At 67.4% G+C, this 21,472-nt stretch carries 17 protein-coding genes; 6 read left to right on the forward strand and 11 right to left on the reverse strand.

Annotated features, from left to right (window positions below; all coding sequences use genetic code 11):
* Positions 1-47: 47 nt before the first annotated feature.
* Positions 48-1,877 carry a translational GTPase TypA gene (gene typA, locus ACJMKX_RS10250; protein WP_405224511.1) on the reverse strand — a complete coding sequence of 610 codons (1,830 nt, stop codon included), beginning with the start codon at positions 1,875-1,877 and terminating at the stop codon, positions 48-50.
* 1 nt (position 1,878) lies between these two features.
* The gene (ggt, locus tag ACJMKX_RS10255; RefSeq protein ID WP_405224514.1) at positions 1,879-3,675 is read right to left on the reverse strand and encodes a gamma-glutamyltransferase; all 1,797 of its coding nucleotides are present in this window, start codon (positions 3,673-3,675) and stop codon (positions 1,879-1,881) included.
* A gap of 119 nt (positions 3,676-3,794) precedes the next feature.
* Between ggt and ACJMKX_RS10260 the strand changes: the two genes are divergently transcribed.
* Positions 3,795-4,691, forward strand: a complete 897-nt coding sequence (locus ACJMKX_RS10260) for an alpha/beta fold hydrolase (protein ID WP_405224516.1) — start codon at positions 3,795-3,797, stop codon at positions 4,689-4,691.
* Positions 4,692-4,728: 37 nt separating this feature from the next.
* Entirely contained in the window at positions 4,729-6,600 is a 1,872-nt protein-coding gene (locus ACJMKX_RS10265; RefSeq protein ID WP_405224519.1) for an N-acyl-D-amino-acid deacylase family protein, read from the forward strand.
* Positions 6,601-6,678: 78 nt separating this feature from the next.
* On the opposite strand, the gene ACJMKX_RS10270 is transcribed toward ACJMKX_RS10265, so the two are convergent.
* The 8 genes from ACJMKX_RS10270 to ACJMKX_RS10305 all read right to left on the reverse strand — a co-directional run bounded on the left by ACJMKX_RS10270 (position 6,679) and on the right by ACJMKX_RS10305 (position 15,322).
* A complete protein-coding gene (locus tag ACJMKX_RS10270) occupies positions 6,679-7,470 on the reverse strand; it encodes a hypothetical protein (protein ID WP_405224522.1) in 792 nt (263 codons plus the stop codon).
* A gap of 64 nt (positions 7,471-7,534) precedes the next feature.
* Entirely contained in the window at positions 7,535-8,116 is a 582-nt protein-coding gene (locus ACJMKX_RS10275) for a Tll0287-like domain-containing protein (RefSeq protein ID WP_405224525.1), read from the reverse strand.
* Between the two features lie 35 nt (positions 8,117-8,151).
* Positions 8,152-8,361, reverse strand: coding sequence for a YgaP family membrane protein (locus ACJMKX_RS10280; RefSeq protein WP_405224527.1), 210 nt, complete (start codon positions 8,359-8,361; stop codon positions 8,152-8,154).
* Positions 8,362-8,393: 32 nt separating this feature from the next.
* Positions 8,394-9,755, reverse strand: a complete 1,362-nt coding sequence (locus tag ACJMKX_RS10285; protein ID WP_405224530.1) for a hypothetical protein — start codon at positions 9,753-9,755, stop codon at positions 8,394-8,396.
* Entirely contained in the window at positions 9,755-10,570 is an 816-nt protein-coding gene (locus ACJMKX_RS10290) for an outer membrane lipoprotein-sorting protein (protein WP_405224533.1), read from the reverse strand. Before ACJMKX_RS10290 ends, ACJMKX_RS10285 begins: the two co-directional genes overlap by 1 nt.
* Before the next feature lie 17 nt (positions 10,571-10,587).
* Positions 10,588-13,167, reverse strand: a complete 2,580-nt coding sequence (locus ACJMKX_RS10295) for an efflux RND transporter permease subunit (protein WP_405224535.1) — start codon at positions 13,165-13,167, stop codon at positions 10,588-10,590.
* Positions 13,164-14,444 (reverse strand): NAD(P)/FAD-dependent oxidoreductase, encoded by a 1,281-nt coding sequence (locus ACJMKX_RS10300; RefSeq protein ID WP_405224538.1) that lies wholly within the window; start codon positions 14,442-14,444, stop codon positions 13,164-13,166. Before ACJMKX_RS10300 ends, ACJMKX_RS10295 begins: the two co-directional genes overlap by 4 nt.
* Entirely contained in the window at positions 14,441-15,322 is an 882-nt protein-coding gene (locus ACJMKX_RS10305) for an MBL fold metallo-hydrolase (RefSeq protein WP_405224541.1), read from the reverse strand. The genes ACJMKX_RS10300 and ACJMKX_RS10305 overlap by 4 nt, the downstream gene beginning before the upstream one ends.
* A 97-nt stretch (positions 15,323-15,419) precedes the next feature.
* On the opposite strand from ACJMKX_RS10305, the gene ACJMKX_RS10310 reads away from it, so the two are divergent.
* Positions 15,420-15,767 carry an ArsR/SmtB family transcription factor gene (locus tag ACJMKX_RS10310; protein WP_405224544.1) on the forward strand — a complete coding sequence of 116 codons (348 nt, stop codon included), beginning with the start codon at positions 15,420-15,422 and terminating at the stop codon, positions 15,765-15,767.
* A 418-nt stretch (positions 15,768-16,185) separates the two neighbouring features.
* Here ACJMKX_RS10310 and ACJMKX_RS10315 read toward each other — a convergent pair whose 3' ends face one another.
* Positions 16,186-17,076, reverse strand: a complete 891-nt coding sequence (locus tag ACJMKX_RS10315) for an alpha/beta fold hydrolase (RefSeq protein ID WP_405224547.1) — start codon at positions 17,074-17,076, stop codon at positions 16,186-16,188.
* 88 nt (positions 17,077-17,164) lie between these two features.
* On the opposite strand from ACJMKX_RS10315, the gene ACJMKX_RS10320 reads away from it, so the two are divergent.
* From ACJMKX_RS10320 to speA, 3 genes are all read left to right on the forward strand, one after another.
* Positions 17,165-18,178: a serine/threonine protein kinase gene (locus tag ACJMKX_RS10320; RefSeq protein ID WP_405224550.1), complete on the forward strand. Its 1,014-nt coding sequence runs from the start codon at positions 17,165-17,167 to the stop codon at positions 18,176-18,178.
* 123 nt (positions 18,179-18,301) lie between these two features.
* A complete protein-coding gene (locus ACJMKX_RS10325) occupies positions 18,302-19,273 on the forward strand; it encodes a deoxyhypusine synthase family protein (protein ID WP_405224553.1) in 972 nt (323 codons plus the stop codon).
* A gap of 8 nt (positions 19,274-19,281) precedes the next feature.
* Entirely contained in the window at positions 19,282-21,252 is a 1,971-nt protein-coding gene (gene speA / locus ACJMKX_RS10330; protein ID WP_405224556.1) for a biosynthetic arginine decarboxylase, read from the forward strand.
* Positions 21,253-21,472 lie beyond the last annotated feature (220 nt).

A 21,472-nucleotide genomic window follows, 5' to 3' on the forward strand; every position in this document is an offset into this window, starting at 1 on the left:
TACCCGTACCCGGACGGGGCGGCGCCGGTACGGCGGCCCGACCGGGCTCAGACGGCGGGCTTCTGGCGGGAGTCCCGCTTGCGATCGCTCTCCGTCAGCAGCTTCTTCCTGAGCCGGATGCTCGCCGGCGTGACCTCCACCAGCTCGTCGTCGTCGATGAACTCCAGCGCCTGCTCCAGCGAGAAGCGGATGGGGGTGGTCAGCAGGATGTTCTCGTCGGAGCCGGCCGCGCGGATGTTGGTGAGCTGCTTGGCCTTGGTGGGGTTTACCACCAGATCGTTGCCCCGGCTGTGGATGCCGATGATCATGCCCTCGTACACCTCGGCGCCGTGGCCGATGAGCAGCCTGCCACGCTCCTGCAGGTTGAACAGCGCATAGGCGAGCGCCTTGCCCTGCACGTTGGAGATCAGCACGCCGTTGATGCGCTGGCCGATGCCGCCCTCCACCGCCGGGCCGTACTCGTCGAAGACGTGGTGGATGAGTCCGGTGCCCGCCGTCGCGGTCAGATACTCGGTGCGGAAACCGATCAGGCCCCGGGACGGGATGCGGTAGTCGAGTCGCATGCGGCCCTTGCCGTCCGGCTGCATGCCCAGCAGTTCACCCTTGCGCTCGGCCAGCCGGCTCATCACCGCGCCCTGATAGTCCTCGGCGAAGTCCACCGTGAGAATCTCCCAGGGCTCGAGCCACTTGCCGTCTTTCTCTATGCGAATGACCTCGGGCCGGGAGACGGCCAGCTCGTAACCTTCCCGGCGCATGTTCTCGATCAGCACGGAGAGGTGCAGTTCGCCGCGGCCGGAGACGCGGAACTTGTCGGGATCCTCGGTACGCTCCACCCGCAGGGCAACGTTGTGCTTGAGTTCCTGGTCCAGCCGTTCGCCGATCTGGCGGCTGGTGAGGAACTTGCCCTCCTTCCCCGCGAACGGCGACTTGTTCACCTGGAAGGTCATGCTGATGGTCGGTTCGTCCACCGACAGCGCGGGCAGCCCCTCGGGATACTCCCGATCGCACAGTGTGTCCGAGATATGCAGCGTCTCGATGCCCGAGAAGGCAACGATGTCGCCGGCCGATGCGGACTCGATCTTCTGCCGCTCGAGGCCGTGGAAGCCGTAGAGCTCCAGCACCCGGCCGGGCCGGTGCGAGCCGTGGGCGCCGACGATCGTGACCGCGCTCGCCGCGGGCAGCGTGCCGCGGGTGATGCGGCCGATGCCGATCACGCCGACATAGGGGTCGTAGTCCAGGCTCGAGACCTGGAGCTGCAGCGGCCCGTCCGGATCCACGGCCGGTGCGGGCACGTGCTCGACGATGGCCTGCAGGAGCGGCGTCATGTCGCCGTCGCTGACATCCGGCTCCAGCCCGGCATAGCCGCCCAGTGCCGAGGCATAGACGACGGGGAAGTCGAGCTGCGCATCGGTGGCGCCGAGACGATCGAAGAGGTCGAAGGTCTGGTCCAGCACCCAGCCTGCCCGGGCGCCGTCCCGGTCGATCTTGTTGATCACGACGATCGGCGTGAAGCCCCGGGCGAAGGCCTTCTGGGTGACGAAGCGGGTCTGCGGCATCGGCCCGTCCACCGCATCGACCAGCAGGAGCACGCTGTCCACCATGCTGAGCACGCGCTCCACCTCGCCGCCGAAATCGGCGTGGCCCGGCGTGTCCACGATGTTCACCCGCCACTCGCCCCAGCGGATGGCCGTGTTCTTCGACAGGATGGTGATGCCCCGCTCCCGTTCGAGGTCGTTCGAGTCCATGATGCGCTCGCCGAGATCGGCGCGCGCGTCCAGCGTGCCGGACTGCTGCAGCAGCCGGTCCACCAGCGTGGTCTTGCCATGATCGACGTGGGCGATGATCGCGATGTTGCGCAGGCGGTTGACTTGGCTCATGTCAGTGTACGCAGGCCTGGCCGGCCGCGAGGCAGCGGACCAGGGCCGGGCCCATGCTGGCCGCGTCGGGCCGGCGCGGATCCGACACACCGTAGAAGTAGCCGTCCCGGTACATCACCGACTGCAGGCTGCCCATGGACCAGCGCGCATCCGCCAGCTCGTGCCCGCGGCCGCGAAGCAGCGCCAGCGTGTCCGGGCTGAAGCCGGGTTCGATGCCCAGCACGTCCGGCATCCACTGGTGATGCACGCGCGGGACGTGGGTGGCATCGGCGATCCCCATGCCGTGGTCGATCACGTTCACCAGCTGCTGCAGCACCGTGGTGATAATGCGGCTGCCGCCGGGCGTGCCGGTGGCGAGCAGGGGCTCGCCGTCCCTGAACACCAGTGTCGGCGTCATGGACGACAGCGGCCGCTTGCCCGGCTCGATGGCGTTCGCCTCGCCGCCGAGCAGGCCAAAGGCGTTTGGCACGCCGGGTTTCGCCGAGAAGTCGTCCATCTCGTTGTTCATCAGGATGCCCGTGCCGGGAATGGTGATGCCGGAGCCGTAGGAGAAGTTCAGGGTGTAGGTGTTGGCCGCCGCGTTGCCGTCGGCGTCCATCACCGAATAATGGGTGGTATCCCGGCTCTCCGCGGGTGGCGCCGTGCCGGGGCGGATCTCCGTGGAGGGTGTTGCCTCGTCCATGTCGATGGCGGCGGCCAGTTGCTTCGCGTAGTCCTCGCCCGTGAGCCAGTCGACCGGCACGTCGTAGTAGTCCGGATCGCCGAGGTGCTTGCTGCGGTCGGCATAGGCCCGGCGCATGACCTCGGCCAGCAGGTGCAGCCCGTCGGCGCTGCCGTAACCCAGCTCCGCTACGGGGAAACGCTCGAGCACGTTGAGCATCTGCACGATGTGTACACCGCCGGAACTCGGTGGCGGCATCAGCGCCACCCGGTGACCTCGATACTCGCCCACCACCGGTTCGCGCTCGACCACGCGGTACGCGGCCAGGTCCTCGAGGGTGATCAGTCCGCCGTTCGCCTGCATCTCGGCGGCGATCTTCTCGGCGATCGCGCCCTCGTAGAATGCGGTCGGGCCCTCCCGGGCGATCAGCGCCAGCGTGGCGGCCAGGTCCGGCTGGCGGAAGCGCTCGCCGCGCTGCCAGGCACTGCCGTCGGGCTTGAAGTAGGTCGCCGCCGTCGCGGGATGGTGCAACAGCCGCTCGCTCCAGCGCTGCAGGCTCCAGGCCATGTCGTGGCTCACCAGGAAGCCGTCCCGCGCCAGTTCGATCGCGGGCGCGATCACCTCCGGCCAGGACATCGTGCCGTAGCGGGTCAGGGCGTGGTGCATGCCTGCCACCGTGCCCGGCACGCCGGACGCACGATGGCTGAAGCGCGACGCTTCCTTGTCCACGTTGCCCTCGGCATCCAGGTACATGTCCCGTCCGGCCGCGGCCGGCGCCATCTCCCGGTAGTCGATGGCGATGGTGCGATCCTCCTCCGCGATATGGACCAGCATGAAGCCGCCGCCGCCGAGATTGCCGGCGCGCGGCAGCGTCACCGCCAGAGTGAAACCCACCGCCACGGCCGCGTCCACGGCGTTGCCGCCCTCGGCGAGTATGCGCGCGCCAACCTCCGTGGCGATCGCGTTCTGGCTGGCCACCATGCCCTCGGCATCGATCACCGGGTGATGGATGGCGTCGTAGCGGATGATTGGCTCGCCCGCAGGCTCCCGGGCCTCGAGGGCGGGGGCCAGAGCGGCCAGGGCGGCGAGGCCGACGGCGAGCGTGAGAGCGAGGCGTGCGGGCATGCGTGGCAACATGTCAGGGAGTTCTCCTGGCGCCGCTGGGCGCCCTTCCGGGTCGGTGCAGCCCGTCAGTATAACGCGGCCGGATGATGTAGCATCTCCGCCCGAGCACAATGATGCGTCGGGGAGAGAGCATGGATCTGGATGAATGGCGACACCGTGGCCGCCGGGTGAAGGCGGGCGACCACGAGTTGTTCCTGATGGACACGGACCCGGCCGGCGAACGCCCGGATACTGTCTTCTTCATCCACGGTTTCCCGACGGCGGGCTGGGACTTCCACCGTCTATTGCCCGGCCTCGAGCCCGGCTACCGGCTCGTCGTGCCGGACATGCTCGGCTTCGGATTCTCGGACAAGCCGAAACGCCACGATTACACCATCCACGAACAGGCGGACCTGCTGGAAGAGGTCATTGCAGGCGTCGGGCTGGACCGCTTCCACGTGATGGCCCACGACTACGGCGATTCCGTGGCCCAGGAGATGCTGGCGCGGGACAACGCGAGGCCCCGCGAGGAGCGCCGGTGGCGGTCGCTGTGCCTGCTGAACGGCGGGCTGTTCCCGGAGACCCACCACGCCCGTCTCTCGCAGAAGCTGCTGCACGGGCCGCTGGGCCCGGTGATCGGCAGGCTGATGAGCCGGGGCACGCTGGAGCGCAACCTGCGTGCCGTGTTCGGGCCGCAGACGCCGCCGTCGGCGGAGGACCTCGACGCCTTCTGGACGCTGATCACCGAGAGCCGCGGCGACCACATCGCCCACCGGCTCATCCGCTATATCCGCGACCGCCGCCGCCATCGGGAGCGCTGGGTGCAGGCCCTGCGGACGGCCGCGATCCCGATCCAGCTGATCAATGGCTCGATGGACCCGGTGTCCGGCGCCCACATGGTAGCCCGCTACCGGGAACTCGTGAGCCAGCGCGACATCGTGGAGCTGCCGCGGATCGGCCACTATCCCCAGGTGGAGGCGCCGGAGGAGGTGCTCGCCCACTACCGGGAGTTTCTTGATGCGCACTTCCCTGCCGGGGAGAATGCCTGACTTGCCACCATTGCCTGCAGAGGGGGAGGAATCACCGGTGACCGATAAGTTCTGGGATCTGCTGATCCGGGAAGCCAAAGTATTCGACGGCTCGGGAGAGCCGCCGCGGGTGGAGGACGTCGCGGTGCGCGACGGCCGGATCGCGGCCCGGGGTATCGGCCTGCCGGAATCCGGCGCGGCCGAGGTGATCGACGCCGACGGCAAGTGGCTGATGCCCGGCCTGCTGGACATCCACACCCACTTCGACCTGGAGGTGGAGATCGCCCCCGGCCTGCCCGAGGCGGTGCGCCACGGCACCACCACGGTGGTGGTGGCGAACTGCAGCCTCGGGCTCGCCTTCGGCAACCAGCGCCGGGACGGCGCGGACCCCGTGGTCGACTGCTTCGCCCGCGTGGAGAACGTGCCGAAGCACGTGCTCTCCAAGGTCGCGGACCAGGCCGACTGGCACGACAGCGGGGCCTACCTGGAGCACCTGGATTCGCTGCCGCTCGGCGCGAACATCGTGACGATGATCCCGCATTCCATGCTGCGCATCGAGGTAATGGGCCTCGATGACAGCATCAGCCGCGAGCCCACCGAAGCCGAACTCGACGAGATGGCGGCGCTGCTGGACAAGGGCATGCGCCAGGGCTACGCCGGCTTTTCCACCGACGCCCTGCCCTTCCACTATCTGGCAAACGACCCGCACCGGGATCGCAAGATACCCACGCAGTACGGCAGCTACGGCGAGCTGAAGCGGCTGACCGGGGTGGTGCGCCGCCACGGCCGGGTATGGCAGGCCACACCGCCCAAGGACAGCGTAGGCCAGACGCTGAGGAACCTTCTGCTCACCAGCGGCCGGCTGCACGGCAAGCCGCTGAAGACCACCGTGGTGGCCGCGCTGGACGTGGCCACGAACCGGGGTATCGCAAAGCTGGGCATGGTGCTCGCGCGGCTGCTGAACTCCCGCGCCGTCGACGGCCGCTTCGCGCTGCAGGCGCTGGCCGGCCGGTTCAAGGTGTGGTCGGAGGGTCCGATCAATCCGATCTTCGAGGAGATCCCCGTCCTGCGGCAGCTGAATATGACGGACCTGGAGGACCGGGCAGCCCGCCGTGCGCTGCTGGAAGACCCGTTGTTCGTCCGCGACTTCCGGGAGATGTGGCACAAGGGCAAGAGCGGTTTCGGCCTGGACGCGATCAAGCGGCGGCTGAAGCGCGAGGACCTCGCCTTCGGTCGCTCCCTGGAGGACATGGTGGTGGACCGCTGTCCGGTGCCGGACTGGGCGGGCGAGGCGATGTCCGACATCCACGAGCGGCTCGGGAGCTGGCAGGCGGGCGACCGTTCGATGGCCCGATCCGAGGCCGAGAGCGAGGCTTTCGCCAGCTTCCCGGACCCGATACGGGACGACGCCGATTTCTTCCTGCATCTGCTGAAGGTCTACGACACGGACCTGTACTGGTACATGATCACGGCCAACCGGGATGCAGAGATGACCCGTCAGCTGATCATGCACCCGAAGCTGCTTCCAGGCTTCAACGACTCGGGCGCTCATCTCACCAACATGGCGTTCTACGACTGCAATCTGCGGGCACTGCAGCTGGCCTCGGCGGACGGCGACGAGGGTGTAGCCTACATGGTGCGGCGGCTGACCCGGGACCCGGCGGCGTTCTTCGGCATCCCGGCGGGACGCATCGACCCGGGCTCGGCGGCGGACATCGCCATCGTGGACCCGGAGGCGCTGGCCGGCTACGACGCGGAAGCCAACATCCGCAGCGTCTACCGGGAGGACTTCGAGCACAGCCAGCTCGTGAACCGCTCCGACGGTGTGGTGCCGTGGGTGATCGTCGGCGGGCGGCTGGTCTGGCAGGACGACGCCTACACGCCCGCGTTCGGGAAGGAGAAATGCGGCCGCGTCCTGCGCGCCGCCTGAGTGGCGGGAACGGTCAGGCCGATTCGACTGCGCTGACCGTTCCCGCGACGATGCTCACGACAATGCTGATGACGCTCCTCAGTCGCCAATTGCGAGCGGCATGCGCGCGCGGCCGAAGTTGGCTTTCGAGGGCTGTGCGCCGATGACTTCCAGCGTGTAGGCACCGGGCTCGGGCGGCGTCACCGCACCGTTGAAGCGGCTGGGCTCGCCGGCGTAGTCGAGCGCGCCGGTGGCGACGACCTCGCCGTCGCGAAGCAGCCGCGCCGTGAGTTCGACGGTATCGGCGTCCCAGAGTCCGCCGGGGGTGAGCGGACAGCCGCACATCATGCCGACGTTGACCAGCACCCGGATCGGCTCGCCCGCCGCGTCGGCGGCTGCCTGCAGGATCTCGATGTTCAGGCCGTGCAGCGTCAGCACGACTCCGTCGCCGGTGATCTCCGCCCCCGGCGTGATAAGCATCTCGGTCGAGGCCCGCATACTCGCGTCCGGATTGCCGAGCGGGCCGGTTGCGCTGATGCGCACGATGGTCGGCTCGTCGATATCGAATTCCGCCACGAAGACTGCAGCGCCATCGGTGTCGAACAGCACGGTATCGCGTTCCTGGGGATCCAGCCGCATGATCTTCTGCGTATCGCCGGTGGCGCCCCGGTGGGCGCCCTGGGCGAGCACCTCGCCGGTGGCGGTGTCCGTGACCGTCACCCAGGTCCCGCCGACGCCGCTGCCGATGAGCTTGGCGTCCTGGGACAGGACGTGCACGGGGATGCGGGTGGTCTCCGCGCCGGCCGCGGCGGGCATTGCCATAGCCATAGCCAGTACTGTCGCCGTGGCCAGCCACGTCATCGTGGCAGTCACCAGTTTCCCTGCAGGCATCTGATCCTCCTGTTGTCGTTGCAGCCCGGTGTTTGCCGGGTCGGTAGGGACGGCCCCGCCGGCGTCATCGCACGACGAAGGCGCCGCGAAGGTCACCGGCACTGTAACCGGTCGCGCGGTCCTGCGGGTAGCGCTTCGCGATCGCTTCGGCCACGGCCTCCGGCACGTCGCTGCCGTGGCACATGAGGCACGGCGGCTCGACCACGATGGGCTTCATCCAGAGGAAGTCGCCGCCGTCGCTCGCGAACGGCTCCAGCGCGGCGGCAGGCGTGCCGGCGTCGATCTTGTTGCGCCACAGCGCGAGCACGGCGCGCTCACGGGCATCCGGGGCGTTGTCCGGATTGCGCGTCTTCAGGCTCGTGCGCGACACCGTGAGGCCGGCATCCGCCGAGACCTCGCGCGCAATCTCCGGCGCCTCTTCGGAACACACGCGGATGGCCGCGACGGGGCCCTCGCTGCCGATGGTCTCCATCAAGCGGGACTTGAGGCGCTGGCCGAGTTCGGAGGTTGCCGCCCTGGCTTGCTCCGCCTTCTGCGGCGAAACCTTCTGCGCGCTCGGCTCTGCCGGCGGCTCGGTCCCGCAGGCGGTGATCAGCGCCGCAACCGCCAGCGCGCCGGTCAGACGGCCGGCGCGCCGCGCAGACAAGTTGGGAAAGTTGCAAAAGTTCGGTCCGGCACCTGTCATGTTGTTGCCAGTTCCTTCTCGGTGCGCATGCCGAGTTTGTGCATGACCATCGCGGCCGGGCAGAAGCCCGTGAAGGCGCTCTGCAGCAGATTCGCGCCCACGAAGACCGTGAGCCAGACGAACCACGGGTGCACGAAGTAGGTCAGGAAGACCGAGAGCAGGACCATGAAGCCTGCGAATGCGAAGATGCCTCTTTCGACGGACATGATGTCTCCTCCTGTAGTCACTGGATTCTCGCTCAATAGTGGTAGCGGATACGCACGTAAAGATTGCTGTTGTCTTCGAGCTGGCCGAAGAACGTGTGATCGTCCCGGCCGCCGAACCAGTTGCCGCCGGCGGTGAGCTGCCATTCATCGCTCTGGCGGAATGTCACCGACGGGCGCAGATAGAAGTCCTCGTCCGAGGGCGAGAGGAACGTGAACAGGGACAGCGTCCAGCGGTCCTGGGCGATGCGGTACGTCAGCCTGTTCGTGAGTACCTGGCGGTATTCCTCGGGCTCGAACTGCGGCGCCGGCGAGTTCGCGATCAGCGCGTCGTGGTCCCGGGTGACTTCCACGTAGTACTGGAAGCCGGCGGTGAAATTGGCCACCAGCTCGCGCTCGAACCCGGCCAGGAAGCGCACCTGGCTGTTGGGGACGGCCGGATCGTCGCCGTCCTCGTCGTCCCGTGAGTCGTACCAGGCGAATTCCGCATTGAAGAGGCCGGACCACAGCGGCAGCCGCAAGCTGGCGCCGAGCGACGTCAGCGGCGCGAAAGTGAGCCGCCCGTCGGCGTCCACCGCCGTCGGCTGCTTGAAGTAGCCGTAATAGCCGTAGGCGGCGTATTCCACGCCGCGCACCGTCTTGTACAGCCGCAGCGCCAGCTCGTACCGGCTCGGTTCCACCGCGCCGATCGGCGGGTCCGGCGCCACCACCTGGCCGGCCTGCGGCGAGAAAAACGAGAAACGCCGGCCGGTGAGATACTCGTCGGGCTGGTAGCGGGGCGTCCACGCCACTTCCACGTTGGCGAGATCGTTATAGAAGCCCGCCCGCAGCGTGTCCGACGGCGCCTTCAGGTACTCGTCGTCGCGACCGGCGAAGAAGGAGACGAAGTCCTTCGGAAACAGGTCGTTCAGGAACAGGAGATCGCCGGTACCCCACGTGAGCACCTGGCGGCCCGCGGTGACGTCGATGTCCTCCGTCGGCGAGAAAGCGACGGTCAGGTCGCGTATCTCCACCTCGAAGTCGCTCGTCACCGCATCGTACCAGACGTCGCCCACAGCATTCGCCTCGAGCGCCTCGCCGATCCACTCGGCCTCGGCACGCAGGCGGGCATCGCCCAGCGTCATGCGCCGGTTCACCGGGCCGTCGCTGTCGGCCCGCATGCCCGCGGCGAGTTCCGCGAATCCGGTGACGACGATGCCGCCGCCTTCGTCTTCCCAGCCGTCGCCCCAGTCCTCGGCCCACTCTTCACCGCTCTCCTCTGCCCACGGATCCTCGCCGCCCTCGCTCACCCCCTCGTCCGCCCCCTCATCCGCCCACGGGTCTTGCTCCCGGGCCGCGGCGGGGCCGGCGGCGAGCATCAGCGCCGCCAGCAGGGTGATGGCGAGGACTCGGGGCATCAGCTACCGCCCTCCGTGCGCTCCAGCCACTCACGGGGCGGGCGGCGCAGCGAGCGCTCGGTGAAGATGTCGGCGGGCAGGCCGATGTCGTAGTCGATGAAACGGAACTGCATGAGCGTGTAGCCGCCCAGCGACTTGTCCTCGACCCGGCTCTTGGTCACCGTCGGGAAACCCTCGATGGTCTCGACGGCCCCCGCCTCGATCGTACGGTACGTCTCGCCGGCGGCGTTGCGGTATTCGATGCGCATCGGCAGCCAGGTCTCCTTGTCGATCCAGGTGGTGTAGTCGCTGAACTCCACCACATCCGGGTCCTTCGGGATGTGGCGCAGCACGTAGTAGTCCTCGGTCTCCTCGACGAACTCGTGCTCGTCCTCCTCCGGGCTGCGGCCGGAGACGTCCTCGTAGAAGTAGTGCGCGCCGACGAAGCTCGTGCGCTTGTCCCCGGCGGAGATGCGTTTCACGAGATCCAGGCCCGGCAGGTACAGCCAGCGGTCGTCGTCACGGCCGACGTGCTTCTTCACCAGGAAGGTGGTGCCGCGCACGTCGGAGGGCCGGCTGAACACCACCAGGAACTCCTGGTCGCCGCCATCCTCGACGTCCCGGCGCAGGATGGTGAACTGGCGCCGCTGCTCACGGCCCTGCTCGTCGTAAATGACCATGCGCACCTCGGAGCGGCCGTCGTCGCCGGCGTAGTAGGCGGCGAGATTGGCCTTCTCGACGATGGTGTCGACGTCGGGTGCGGACTGGCCGGCCGCTGCGAGCGGCAGTGCCAGCACGGCCGCGAGCCCGATCAGTTTGGTCCTGGGGTGGATCATCTCTGTACCTCCTTGCTTCAGCCCGATCCCTCGGCCTTGGCGTTATGGGTTTCACCCGGGAAGAACAGGCGTCGCGCGACGCCCATCAATCCCGGCAGCAATATCAGCGTGGCGACGCCCGAGATGGCCATGATCGAGGCCATGAAGGCACCCACCGTGATGTAGGGCACCAGCGGCGCGAGGAACAGCGGCGTGAAACCGAGCGCGATGACGATGGCGTTACGCGAGATCGCCCTCGCCGGCTCCTCGAACACCGCCTGCGCCGCCCGGGCGAAGGAACCGAGCTCCGCGTGCAGCGAACGCATGCGCTGGATGAAGTGGATGGCAAAGTCGATGGACAGCCCCAGCGTCAGCGACGAGAGCACGGCGATGGGCATGTCGTAGTCCTTGCCCACCCAGCCGATGAGCCCGTACACGCCCAGGATGGTCGCGGACAGCGGCAGCATCGCGAGCACGCCGAAGCGGATCGAGCGGAACAGGAACGCCATCATCAGGAACACGACGACGAAGGCGGACAGCAGCGCATAGAGCATGCCCTCCACCATCTCCTGCTGCCAGACCCGGTTGATGTAGGTCTTGCCTGCCCAGCGCGCGCTCACCGCCTCCGGCAGCGGGTTGTCGTCCAGGTACTCCCGGGTGGCCTCGATCACCCGCTCCATGTCCTGGTTGTCGCCGCTGGTGAGCTGCAGCCAGAGCGTGGTCTGCTGATAGTCCGGCGTCACCATGTGCCATAGGTCCTGGGGCCGGTGCGAGGACTGGAACTGCAGGAGCGTCTGCGCGACGCCGCGCTGGGACTCCGGCAGGCGGTAGTCTTCCGGCTCGCCGCTCCTGAGCTCGCGGTTGACGGTCTTGACGACGTCCGGCAGCGCGTTGACCTTGCCCACCCTGCCGGTATCCACCAGCGCCTGCTGGAGGTCGTCGATCATGGAGAGCGCCTCCGGGCGCTGGAAGTAGTTCGAGCGCGACGACGCCTGCTCAGCCGTGGAGAGGATCTCCTCCAGCGTCTCGATGTCGTCGTCGCCGCTCACCTCGAACAGCGCATCGTCCGCGGCCGCGATCACCCGGTCGAGCCAGGCGCCGCTCTCGTCTTCTTCGGCGTTCACAGCCTCGCGCACAGCGTCGAGCGCCGGGCCGGAACCGAGCTCTCCCGCCAGCTGCTCGAGTTCGCGGCGGGTCCCGGCCCGGTTGGCCTCGTTGTCGTAGCTCAGCACCAGATAGGCATCGTAGGTGCCCGCGAAGTGATCGTTCAGCACCCGGTCGGCGATGCGGATGTCGTGGCTGGCCTTGAACCAGCGCACCGGGTTGTCGTTGATCTGGATGCGCATCACGCCGGCGACGCTCAGTGCCACCACAATAGCCGTGACCGCGAGGATCAGCTTGCCATTGGCGAACGCCGCAGAGCCCGTCCTGCGCAGAACCCGGGCGAGTAATGTGTCACTCTCCTGCTCCTCGGTGCCGAGCCGCGCCAGCACCTTCAGGCTCTCCGGCTTCATCCGCACCACGTAGGCAGGGATGAACACGATCGTGACCAGAAAGGCCAGCAGGATGCCGAAACCGACGAACGCGCCGAATACCCGCACCGGCGGGATGGGGGTCAGCAGCAGGGAGAAGAAGCCCACCGACGAGGTCAGCGAGGTGAACAGCATCGGCCGGAACAGGTGGCCGACCACCTCGCGGATGGCCTTCTCGGCGGATTCGCGCCCGCCGTAGCGGTCGGCGAACTCGGACATGATGTGCACCGAGTCCACCACCGCGATCGGCATCAGGAAGATCGGGATCATCGAGCTCATGATGTGCACGGTGAAGCCGAGGCCGATCAGCAGGCCCATGGTGGCGATCACTGTCACCATGGCCACGATCATGGGCGCGATGATGAGTCGCACGCTGCGGAAGAAATACCACATCAGCAGGAAGATCATCAGGCCGGCCAGCGGCGCCGAGATGGCCATCTGCACGAACATCTCGTGACCGAAAGTGTCCTCCGCCACCGGCAGACCGGTGATGTGGATCTCCTGGTCCGGCGCGTGCTCGGCGGCCAGCACGCGGATCTGCTGCGACAGCGTATAGCTCAGGTCCTTGCTCTCGATGGGAACGTAGATGGCCGCCGCCTTGCCGTCGCCGGAGACCAGCGTGTCCCGCAGCATCGGCAGATCGTCCACGTGGGCGCGCAGGGTCCGGGCCTGCTCCTGCGTCTCCGGCGGCTGCTTCATCATCCACTCGAAGCGCAGCTGGCCCTGCTCGCCCTGGGTGATGTTGTCGGCGACGGCCAGCGACATGAGATCGGGCCGGATCACGCCGTCGAGCTGCAGTATCTCGTCGGTGAGCCTGTGCAGCGCCGTCATGCTCTGCACGTTGTAGACGCCCTCGGGGTGGCTCGTGTTGACGAGGCCGACCACCAGCGCGTCGTGCAGCCGGAAGGTCTCCTCAACCTGATTGTGGAAGACCCGGTCCGTCTGGTCGTCCGGCAGCATGTTCTCCGGGTCCGTGTCGATCTGGATACGCGGGATCTGGGATCCCAGCAGTACCGTCAGGAGTACGGTGAGGACGTAGACGATCCGGGGCTTGCCCGTAGCCAGCTGCATCAGGGGTTGTCTCATGAGGACTGCCTCAGCTTGTCGACGCCGAGCAGACGCATCACCAGCCGCTCATAGACGGGCTCGGTCTGGCCGCGGCGTACCTTGCGCAGGAAATATTTCTCGAAACCCACCTTGGCGAGATGCACCCACTTGCCCTCGCCGGACCAATTGGTGTTGCGCGGCGGAATCTGGGGCAGCGCCACGAAGGCCACACCCCGGTCGCCGAAGTCCGCCAGGCAGACCGCGTTCCAGGTGGCCCGGTGGCCGGGCTCCCGGCCCGCCATGGCATCGGCGATGTTGTGACTGGCGGCCGTCGCCATCGACTCGATCATGTAACCGGTCTTCGGCGTGCCCAGCGGCACGGTGGTGGGTCCCACCGGCGGGATGGCGACGCAGACGCCGATGGCGTAGACGTTGGGATACTTCGGGTTGCGCTGATAGTCGTCGATGACCACGAAACCGCGCGGGTTGACCAGTCCCTCGACGTCGCGCACGGCATCGATGCCGCGGAACGCGGGCAGGATCATCGCATGGCGGAATTCGAGGTCGTGTTCCTGACCCACCTCGTCGGCGGAGGCCATCTCCGACACACGGACTCGGCCGTCCGTCACCTCGTCGATGCGCGCATTGGTCACCCATCGGATATGGCGTTCGCGCAGCTCGGATTCAAGCATGCTCTTGGTGTCGCCGACGCCGTCCAGGCCCAGATGGCCGATGTAGGGCTCCGGCGTGACGAAGGTCATCGGTACCCGGTCGCGGATCTTGCGGCGCCTGAGCTCCGTCTCGAGGATGAACGCATATTCGTAGGCCGGGCCGAAGCACGAGGCGCCGTGGGCCGCGCCCACCACCACCGGACCCGGGTCCGCCACCAGCTTCTCGAAGTCGTCCATGGCCTGACGGGCGTGATCGGTCTTGCACACGGACTGGGTGTAGCCGCCGTGGGGCCCGAGGCCCGGCACCTCGTCAAAGGCCAGGGCCGGCCCGGTCGCGATCACCAGGTAGTCGTAGTCCACGTTCTCGCCGTCGGCCAGTTCGATGCGGTTCTCCTCCGGGCGCACCTTCGCCGCCGCCTTGCCGATGAAATCGACGCCGTGGCGGCCGAGCGCGTCGGCCAGATCCACGCGGATATCGGACGGCTCCCGCCAGCCCACCGCCACCCAGGGGTTGGACGGCGTGAACTCGAAATACGGCAGGTCGCTCACGACGGTGATGCGGGCCTTGCCGGACAGGGCCTGCTTCAGTTCATAGGCCTGGGTAATGCCGCCGAGACCGGCACCGAGTACGACGATATGTGTCATTTTCCACCCCCTGGGAAAGCGTCGACGGGAATCTTGAGATAGGAGACGCCGTTACCTTCCGCGGGCGGCAGGCGGCCGGCTCGGATGTTGATCTGGATGGCCGGGATGATCAGGCGCGGCAGACCGAGCCCGGCATCGCGCTCCTCGCGCATGCGCACGAATTCCTCCCGGGAGACGCCGTCACGCAGGTGACGGTTGTGTTCCCGCTGCTCGGCCACGGTCGTCACCGAGCGGGGCTCGGCCGCCTCGGCCGGATAATCGTGGCAGAGATACAGGCGGGTCTCGAGCGGCAGTTCGAACAGGCGCTGGACGGAATCGTACAGACGCCCGGCATTCCCGCCGGGGAAGTCGCAGCGGGCGCTGCCGTAGTCCGGCCGGAACAGCGTATCGCCGACGAAGACGATGTCTTCGCCGACCCGGTAGGCGATGCTGTCGTCGGTGTGGCCAGGCACCGCCAGCACGCGTACCGGCAGCTCACCGATGGAGAAGCCGTCGCCATCGGCGAACAGGCGGTCGAACTGGGAACCGTCGGCGGGGAAATCGGGTCCCAGGTTGAACGTACGGCGGAAGTTCTCCTGCACGTCGCGGATGCCGGCGCCGATGCCGACGGGGGCGCCGGTCCGCTCCTGCAGATACTCGGCCGCCGTCACGTGATCCGCGTGGGCATGGGTCTCCAGGATCCAGGCGACGCGGAGGCTCTCCTGCTCCACCCGGGCCAGCAGGGCATCCACCGATGCGGTCGAAGTGCGCCCCGAACCGGGGCAGTAATCCAGCACCGGGTCAATGACCGCGGCCTGCCGCGTGGCCGGATCGGACACCACATAGGAGAACGTATTGGTGTCTTCATGGTAAAAAGTATCAACTTTCGGGGTGCTCACGGGACAAGCTCCGCAGTTCATCTCGGATATTATATTTGTATATTATAATTTTGCAATATACAATCGTGGTTATTACGGAATCGGAGGGGGACAGGCGATGCCGTCGAAATCCGTAGAGGCGCCCGACCGGGCCGCGTCCGAGCGCGATTTCTCGGAAATCCACGAGCACGCGGGAGAAGCCGCGCAGCTCATGAAGGCGCTGTCGAACGAGAATCGGCTGATGATCCTCTGCACCCTGGCCGGGAGCGAGATGACCGTGGGTCAGCTGAACGATCGCATTCCGATGAGCCAGTCCGGGCTGTCGCAGCAGCTCGGTATCCTGCGCCGCGAAGGCCTGGTGAACACCCGCCGGGATGCCCAGAGTATTTACTACTCGCTGGTCCCCGGCCCAGCCACGGAGATGATCAACCTCCTGCACGACATCTACTGCGGCACTGACGCCTGACCCATGTAGGAGGGCCTTCAGGCCCGATGAGGTTCTCTTGGCGTAGGCCCGCCATCGGCCGGGGTGGACTGCTGGGGACGCTCAGTCGGACGTCCTGTCCTCCTTCGCTTCGGCCGGGCCTCCTTCCCGCCGTCATGGCTCCAGTCGGCCCGGACGACCCCAGCAGTCCACCCCGGCCGCTGACGGGCCAGCAGTCCACCCCGGCCGCTGACGGGCCCGTAGCCGAGAGGCTTGGCGCCAGTCAGCAGGCGCTACTGACTGGCGCTTCCTTCACGCCACCGCGAGGCGGCCGTCATGCGGGGGTATCCATCGCCGCGACCTTTTGTCGGGAGCAAGGCGGATACCCCCGCAGGGCGGCCATAAGAGAAGGGGGGGGCGGTCGGAAAAGATCGGGCCTGAAGGCCCTCCTACGGTTCGGTCAGCGGTTTCGGTGGGCGTGGGTGGTGATCAGGTCGGTGAGCTGGTCGTAGAGGCCTTCGGGGAGGTTGTGCCCCATGCCCGGGATCAGCTCCAGGCGTGCGCCGGGGATATGCTCCGCCGTGTCCATGCCCCCTTCCACAGGCACCAGCGGGTCGTCCGTGCCGTGGATCACCAGGCTCGGGCGGCGAATGGCCCGCAGCCGGTCGCGGCGGTTGCCGTCGGCGATGATCGCGCCCACGTGGCGCATGATGCCTTCGGGGTAGTACGCCCGGTCGTAGGCCTCCTCGGCGTGGGCTTGAATGGTGTCCCGGTCCACCGGGTAGCGGGGGCTGCCGATCAGCTCGATGGTTCGCACGGCGTGGGCCACCACATCCTCGCGGCTGGCATCAGCCGGGCGGGCCTGGAAGATGTGCTGGCGTACCTCCCGGCGCGGTCGGGGCAGCGAACGGTGACCGCTGGTGGACATGATGGAGGTCAGCGACTGTACCCGCTCGGCGTGCTTCGCCGCGAGGATCTGGCCGATCATCCCGCCCATGGATACACCCACGACGTGTGCGCGCTCGATACCCAGCGCGTCGAGGAGGCCGACGGCGTCCCGCGCCATGTCGGAGAGCGTGTAGGCCACTTTCTGGCGCATCCCCAGCAGGCCGCGGAACACGACCGTGGGGATGGCCGGGGTGCGCAGGTGACCGAAGCGGGTCGACAGCCCGGTGTCGCGGTTGTCGTAGCGGATCACCCGGTAGCCGGCGTCGGCGAGCAGCCGGCAAAACGGCTCGCGCCATGCGAGCAGCTGCATGCCGAGCCCCATGATGAGCAGGATGGCCGGGGCATCGGGCGACCCGAACTCGTCGTACTCGATCTCGACTCCGTTGGCATCGGCTCTGGGCATGGACGGCACTCTCCGTTTCGAGACGGCGATGAAGAGTACCCAAAGGTCGCAAGGGCTGCCAGCCCGCGGCGTGGTGCTACACTGCAGCATGGCCATGCCGGCAGACGACGCAGACGACACGCTGGCTTTCCGCCAGCTCGGACCCGCAGACATCCTCGACTCCATCGAGGCGCTGGGATTCCTGACCGATGGCCGCCTGCTGGCGCTGAACAGCTACGAGAACCGGGTATATCAGGTGGGCATCGAGGACGGCCCGCCGCTGGTCGCCAAGTACTACCGCCCGGGTCGCTGGAGCAACGAGGCCATTCTCGAAGAGCACGCCTTCGCGCAGGAGCTGGCGGAAGCCGAGATCCCGGTGGTGGCGCCGATGTCGATCGACGGCCGCACCCTGCATCACGTCGGCGGTTTCCGCCTCGCCGTGTACCGGCGTCACGGCGGTCACGCGGCCGAGCTGGACGACGCTCGCCTCCTGCGCCAGATCGGCCGCTTCACGGCACGGCTGCACAACTGCGGCGCCCGGGAGTCGTTCCGGCACCGGCCCACGCTGGATATCGAGAGCTTCGGCGATGCCTCGCGGGAGTTCCTGCTCGACGAAGGCTTCATCCCGGACGAACTCGCTACCTCCTACGATACGCTGAGCGCCGACCTTCTCGCCAGGGCCGAGCGCTGCTTCGAGGTCGCGGGCGGGGCGCGCGACCTGCGGCTGCACGGCGACCTGCATCCGAGCAATCTGCTCGTGCGCGACGAGCAGGTGCACATCGTCGACCTGGACGACGCGCGCATGGGTCCCGCCGTGCAGGATCTCTGGATGTTTCTCTCCGGAGACCGGGAGGAGCAGACACCCCAGCTGGCCGAGCTCCTGGCCGGCTATACGGAATTCCGGCCGTTCGAGGCGCGGGAGCTGCGTCTCATCGAGGCGCTCAGGACACTGCGCATCATGCACTACGCCGCCTGGCTCGCCCGCCGCTGGGAGGATCCCGCCTTCCGCATCGCCTTCCCCTGGTTCAACACCGAGCGCTACTGGGGCGAGCACATCCTGGCACTGCGCGAACAGGCCGCCCTCATGGACGAGGAGCCGCTGCCGTGGACGGAGCCCTGGTAGCCCGACAGCGCGCCTCCTGCGACGAAATCTTTCGCTTGTTAGCATGGTGTTTTGGCCCTATTCTCCGCATCCCGGCGGCCCCTGGCGGGCCCGGGACGCCCACGCCATCCGGAGGTCCCCGCAATGACTGCCATCACGGACTTCGTCCATCACCATTACCGTCACTTCAACAGCGCCGCGCTCGTGGACGCCGCCGACGGCTATCGCCGGCACCTCGACATCGGCGGCAAGATGTTCATGACGCTGGCGGGTGCGATGAGCACGGGCGAGCTCGGTCTGTCGCTGGCCGAGATGATCCGCAAGGACAAGGTGCATGCCATCTGCTGCACCGGCGCCAACCTGGAGGAGGACCTCTTCAACCTGGTGGCCCATGACCACTACGTGCGCATCCCGGGCTACCGGGACCTGACCCCGGAGGACGAGGAGCAGCTGCTCGCACGCCACCTGAACCGGGTGACCGATACCTGCATCCCAGAGGACGAGGCCATCCGGCGCATCGAGCATGCGGTGCTGAAGGAATGGCAGACGGCCGACAAGGCCGGCGAATCGTACTTCCCGCACGAGTTCCTGTACCGGCTGATCCAGTCCGGCGAGCTGGTGGAGCACTACCAGATCGACCCGGCCGACAGCTGGCTGGTGGAGGCGGCGAAGCGGGACCTGCCCCTGTTCGTGCCCGGCTGGGAAGATTCCACGCTGGGCAACATCTTCGCCTCCCACTGCATCAACGGCGACATCGGCAACGTGCACACGGTGCGCAACGGCATCGAGTACATGATTGCGCTGGCCGGCTGGTACCAGAAGACCTGCACGGATGCCTCCATCGGCTTCTTCCAGATCGGCGGCGGCATCGCCGGTGACTTCCCCATCTGTGTCGTGCCCATGATCGAGCAGGACCTCGGCAGGGAAGACATCCCGCGCTGGGGCTACTTCTGCCAGATCAGCGACTCCACGACGAGCTACGGCTCCTACTCCGGCGCCGTGCCGAACGAGAAGATCACCTGGGGCAAGCTCTCGGCGGACACGCCGAAGTACATCATCGAGTCGGATGCGACCATCGTCGCGCCCCTCGTCTTCGCCTGCGTCCTGGGTATCTGAGGGCGCCGATGAGCGAGCAGAGCGACGCGCGTGCGCTGCCCGACAGCGCCGAGGCCTGGACCACCGACGACACCGCCGAGTTCTATCGGGTGGAGGTCTGGGGCGACGGGTTCTTCCTGATCGATGACTCTGGCCACGCCGCGGTGCGACCGGACGTGGAGAGCGACATCGCCATCCGCATCGCCGACGTGGTGGCGGACCTCGCCGAGCGCGGCATCCAGCCGCCCGTACTGCTGCGCTTCCAGGACGTGCTGCGCTCCCGTGTGCGGCGCATCAACGAGGCCTTCCGGCGGGCCATCGAGCGCCACGAATACGAGGGTGAGTACCGCAGCGTCTACCCCATCAAGGTCAACCAGCTGCACGAAGTGGTCGAGGAAGTCCTGGACGCCGGCGAACCCTACGGGCTGGGTCTCGAATGCGGCTCCAAGCCGGAACTGGTCGCCACCCTGCCCCACCTCACCCGTGACGACACGCTGCTGATCTGCAACGGCGTGAAGGACGAGAGCATGCTGTCGCTGATTCATGCGGGCCAGCGCCTCGGCAAGAACGTGATCCCGGTGATCGAGAAGTTCGGCGAGTTCGAGCACTGGATGGCGCTGACCGCGGCCAGCGAGACCGTGCCCGCGTTCGGCGTCCGCGTGCGGCTCACTACTGCCGGCGCTGGCCGCTGGGCCGAATCCGGCGGAGACCGTTCGAAGTTCGGCGTCTCCATCCCGGAGCTGGTGACGCTGCTCGAGCGGCTGCGCGAGAGCGGCCGCGAGGAGGCGTTCGTCCTGCTGCACTTCCACGTGGGCAGCCAGGTCTCCGACGTGCAGGTGCTGCGCAGCGCGGTGAAGGAGATCACCCAGGTCTACGCCAAGCTCATACGCCGCGGCATCCGGATCCGCTACATCGACGTGGGCGGCGGGCTCGGCGTGCGCTACGACGAGGGCGAGGAAAGCGGCATCACCTACAGCCTGCAGGAGTACGCCAACGCGGTGGTCTCGGCCGTGCACGACGTCTGCAAGGAACAGTCACTGCCCCACCCCACCCTGATATCCGAGAGCGGCCGCGCCATCACGGCGCACCACTCGGTGCTGGTCGTGGAATCCCTGGGCAGTTACGGCAAGGACATGATCGCCGCTGAATTCAGGCCCGGCGACGAGGACCACGCCCTGGTGCAGAAACTCTACCGGGTACTGGAGCGGCTGCGCCGGCGCACCGCGCAGGGCAAGGCCGGGCCGGCGCTGCTGACCGAGGCCTACCACGAGTGCCGGGACGTGCGCCGGGATGCCGAGGCCAGCTTCCGGCTGGGCTACATGCCGCTGGAGCAGCAGGCACTGATCGAGCGGCTGTTCTGGAGTACCTGCGCCCTCATCGCCGAAGGGCTGCGAGCGGCCGAGCTGGACCCGCCGCCGACGGAGCTCGGCATGATCGAGGAGGCGCTGGTGGACCAGCACCTGTGCGACTTCTCGGTGTTCCAGTCCATCCTGGACCACTGGGCCATCGGCCAGACCTTCCCGCTGATGCCGCTGGCACGCCTCGACGAGCGGCCGGAACGCCGTGCCGTGCTGGTGGACCTCACCTGCGACTCCGACGGCAAGATCCACCACTACGTCACCGCCAACGCGGACAAGACCTACGTGGCCCTGCACGACCCGCGCCCGGGCGAGCGCTACTACATCGGTCTGTTCCTGATGGGTGCCTACCAGGACATCATGGGCGACGCCCACAACCTGTTCGGCCGCGTCGCCGAGGCCCACATCTACGCGGAGGACGAGGAGCCCGGCAACTACTGGGTGGAGAAGATCATCCCGGGCACCCGTGTGCAGGAGATCCTGGGCCAGGTTCAGTACTTCGCCAACGATCTCGAACGGCGCATGAGCGCGCTCGTGCGCGAGAAGATCAACGCCGGCGTGCTGCGCCCCAAGCAGGGCATGGACATCCTCGACGAGTACATCCGCACGTTCGCCCGCTCCACCTACGTGGAACACGAATAGATCATATAGGAGGGCCTTCAGGCCCGATCCATTACACAATCGGGCCTGAAGGCCCTCCTACATGGATATCGACGAAAAAGGCCGCCCGGGCAGGGTGTGTCAAAACCCTGCGGGCCGGCACTAACGACAACGCCCCGGAGCATTCCGGGGCGTTGTTTTTTTGAGGGTTGTCGATCAGGCCGCGGCGGCGGTGATCAGTCTTTGGCGAAGCTCGGTGTTG

It is taken from the genome of Lentisalinibacter sediminis, from assembly GCF_040706615.1.
In the GTDB taxonomy this organism is placed as follows: Bacteria; Pseudomonadota; Gammaproteobacteria; order Steroidobacterales; family Woeseiaceae; genus Lentisalinibacter; species Lentisalinibacter sediminis.

Bases quoted from the DNA above. Each gene is read 5' to 3' on its own strand.
- typA (WP_405224511.1), bottom strand. From the start codon at position 1,877: ATGAGCCAAGTCAACCGCCTGCGCAACATCGCGATCATCGCCCACGTC.
- ggt (WP_405224514.1), bottom strand. From the start codon at position 3,675: ATGTTGCCACGCATGCCCGCACGCCTCGCTCTCACGCTCGCCGTCGGC.
- ACJMKX_RS10260 (WP_405224516.1), top strand. From the start codon at position 3,795: ATGGATCTGGATGAATGGCGACACCGTGGCCGCCGGGTGAAGGCGGGC.
- ACJMKX_RS10270 (WP_405224522.1), bottom strand. From the start codon at position 7,470: ATGCCTGCAGGGAAACTGGTGACTGCCACGATGACGTGGCTGGCCACG.
- ACJMKX_RS10280 (WP_405224527.1), bottom strand. From the start codon at position 8,361: ATGTCCGTCGAAAGAGGCATCTTCGCATTCGCAGGCTTCATGGTCCTG.
- ACJMKX_RS10285 (WP_405224530.1), bottom strand. From the start codon at position 9,755: ATGCCCCGAGTCCTCGCCATCACCCTGCTGGCGGCGCTGATGCTCGCC.
- ACJMKX_RS10290 (WP_405224533.1), bottom strand. From the start codon at position 10,570: ATGATCCACCCCAGGACCAAACTGATCGGGCTCGCGGCCGTGCTGGCA.
- ACJMKX_RS10295 (WP_405224535.1), bottom strand. From the start codon at position 13,167: ATGAGACAACCCCTGATGCAGCTGGCTACGGGCAAGCCCCGGATCGTC.
- ACJMKX_RS10300 (WP_405224538.1), bottom strand. From the start codon at position 14,444: ATGACACATATCGTCGTACTCGGTGCCGGTCTCGGCGGCATTACCCAG.
- ACJMKX_RS10310 (WP_405224544.1), top strand. From the start codon at position 15,420: ATGCCGTCGAAATCCGTAGAGGCGCCCGACCGGGCCGCGTCCGAGCGC.
- ACJMKX_RS10315 (WP_405224547.1), bottom strand. From the start codon at position 17,076: ATGCCCAGAGCCGATGCCAACGGAGTCGAGATCGAGTACGACGAGTTC.
- ACJMKX_RS10320 (WP_405224550.1), top strand. From the start codon at position 17,165: ATGGCCATGCCGGCAGACGACGCAGACGACACGCTGGCTTTCCGCCAG.
- ACJMKX_RS10325 (WP_405224553.1), top strand. From the start codon at position 18,302: ATGACTGCCATCACGGACTTCGTCCATCACCATTACCGTCACTTCAAC.
- speA (WP_405224556.1), top strand. From the start codon at position 19,282: ATGAGCGAGCAGAGCGACGCGCGTGCGCTGCCCGACAGCGCCGAGGCC.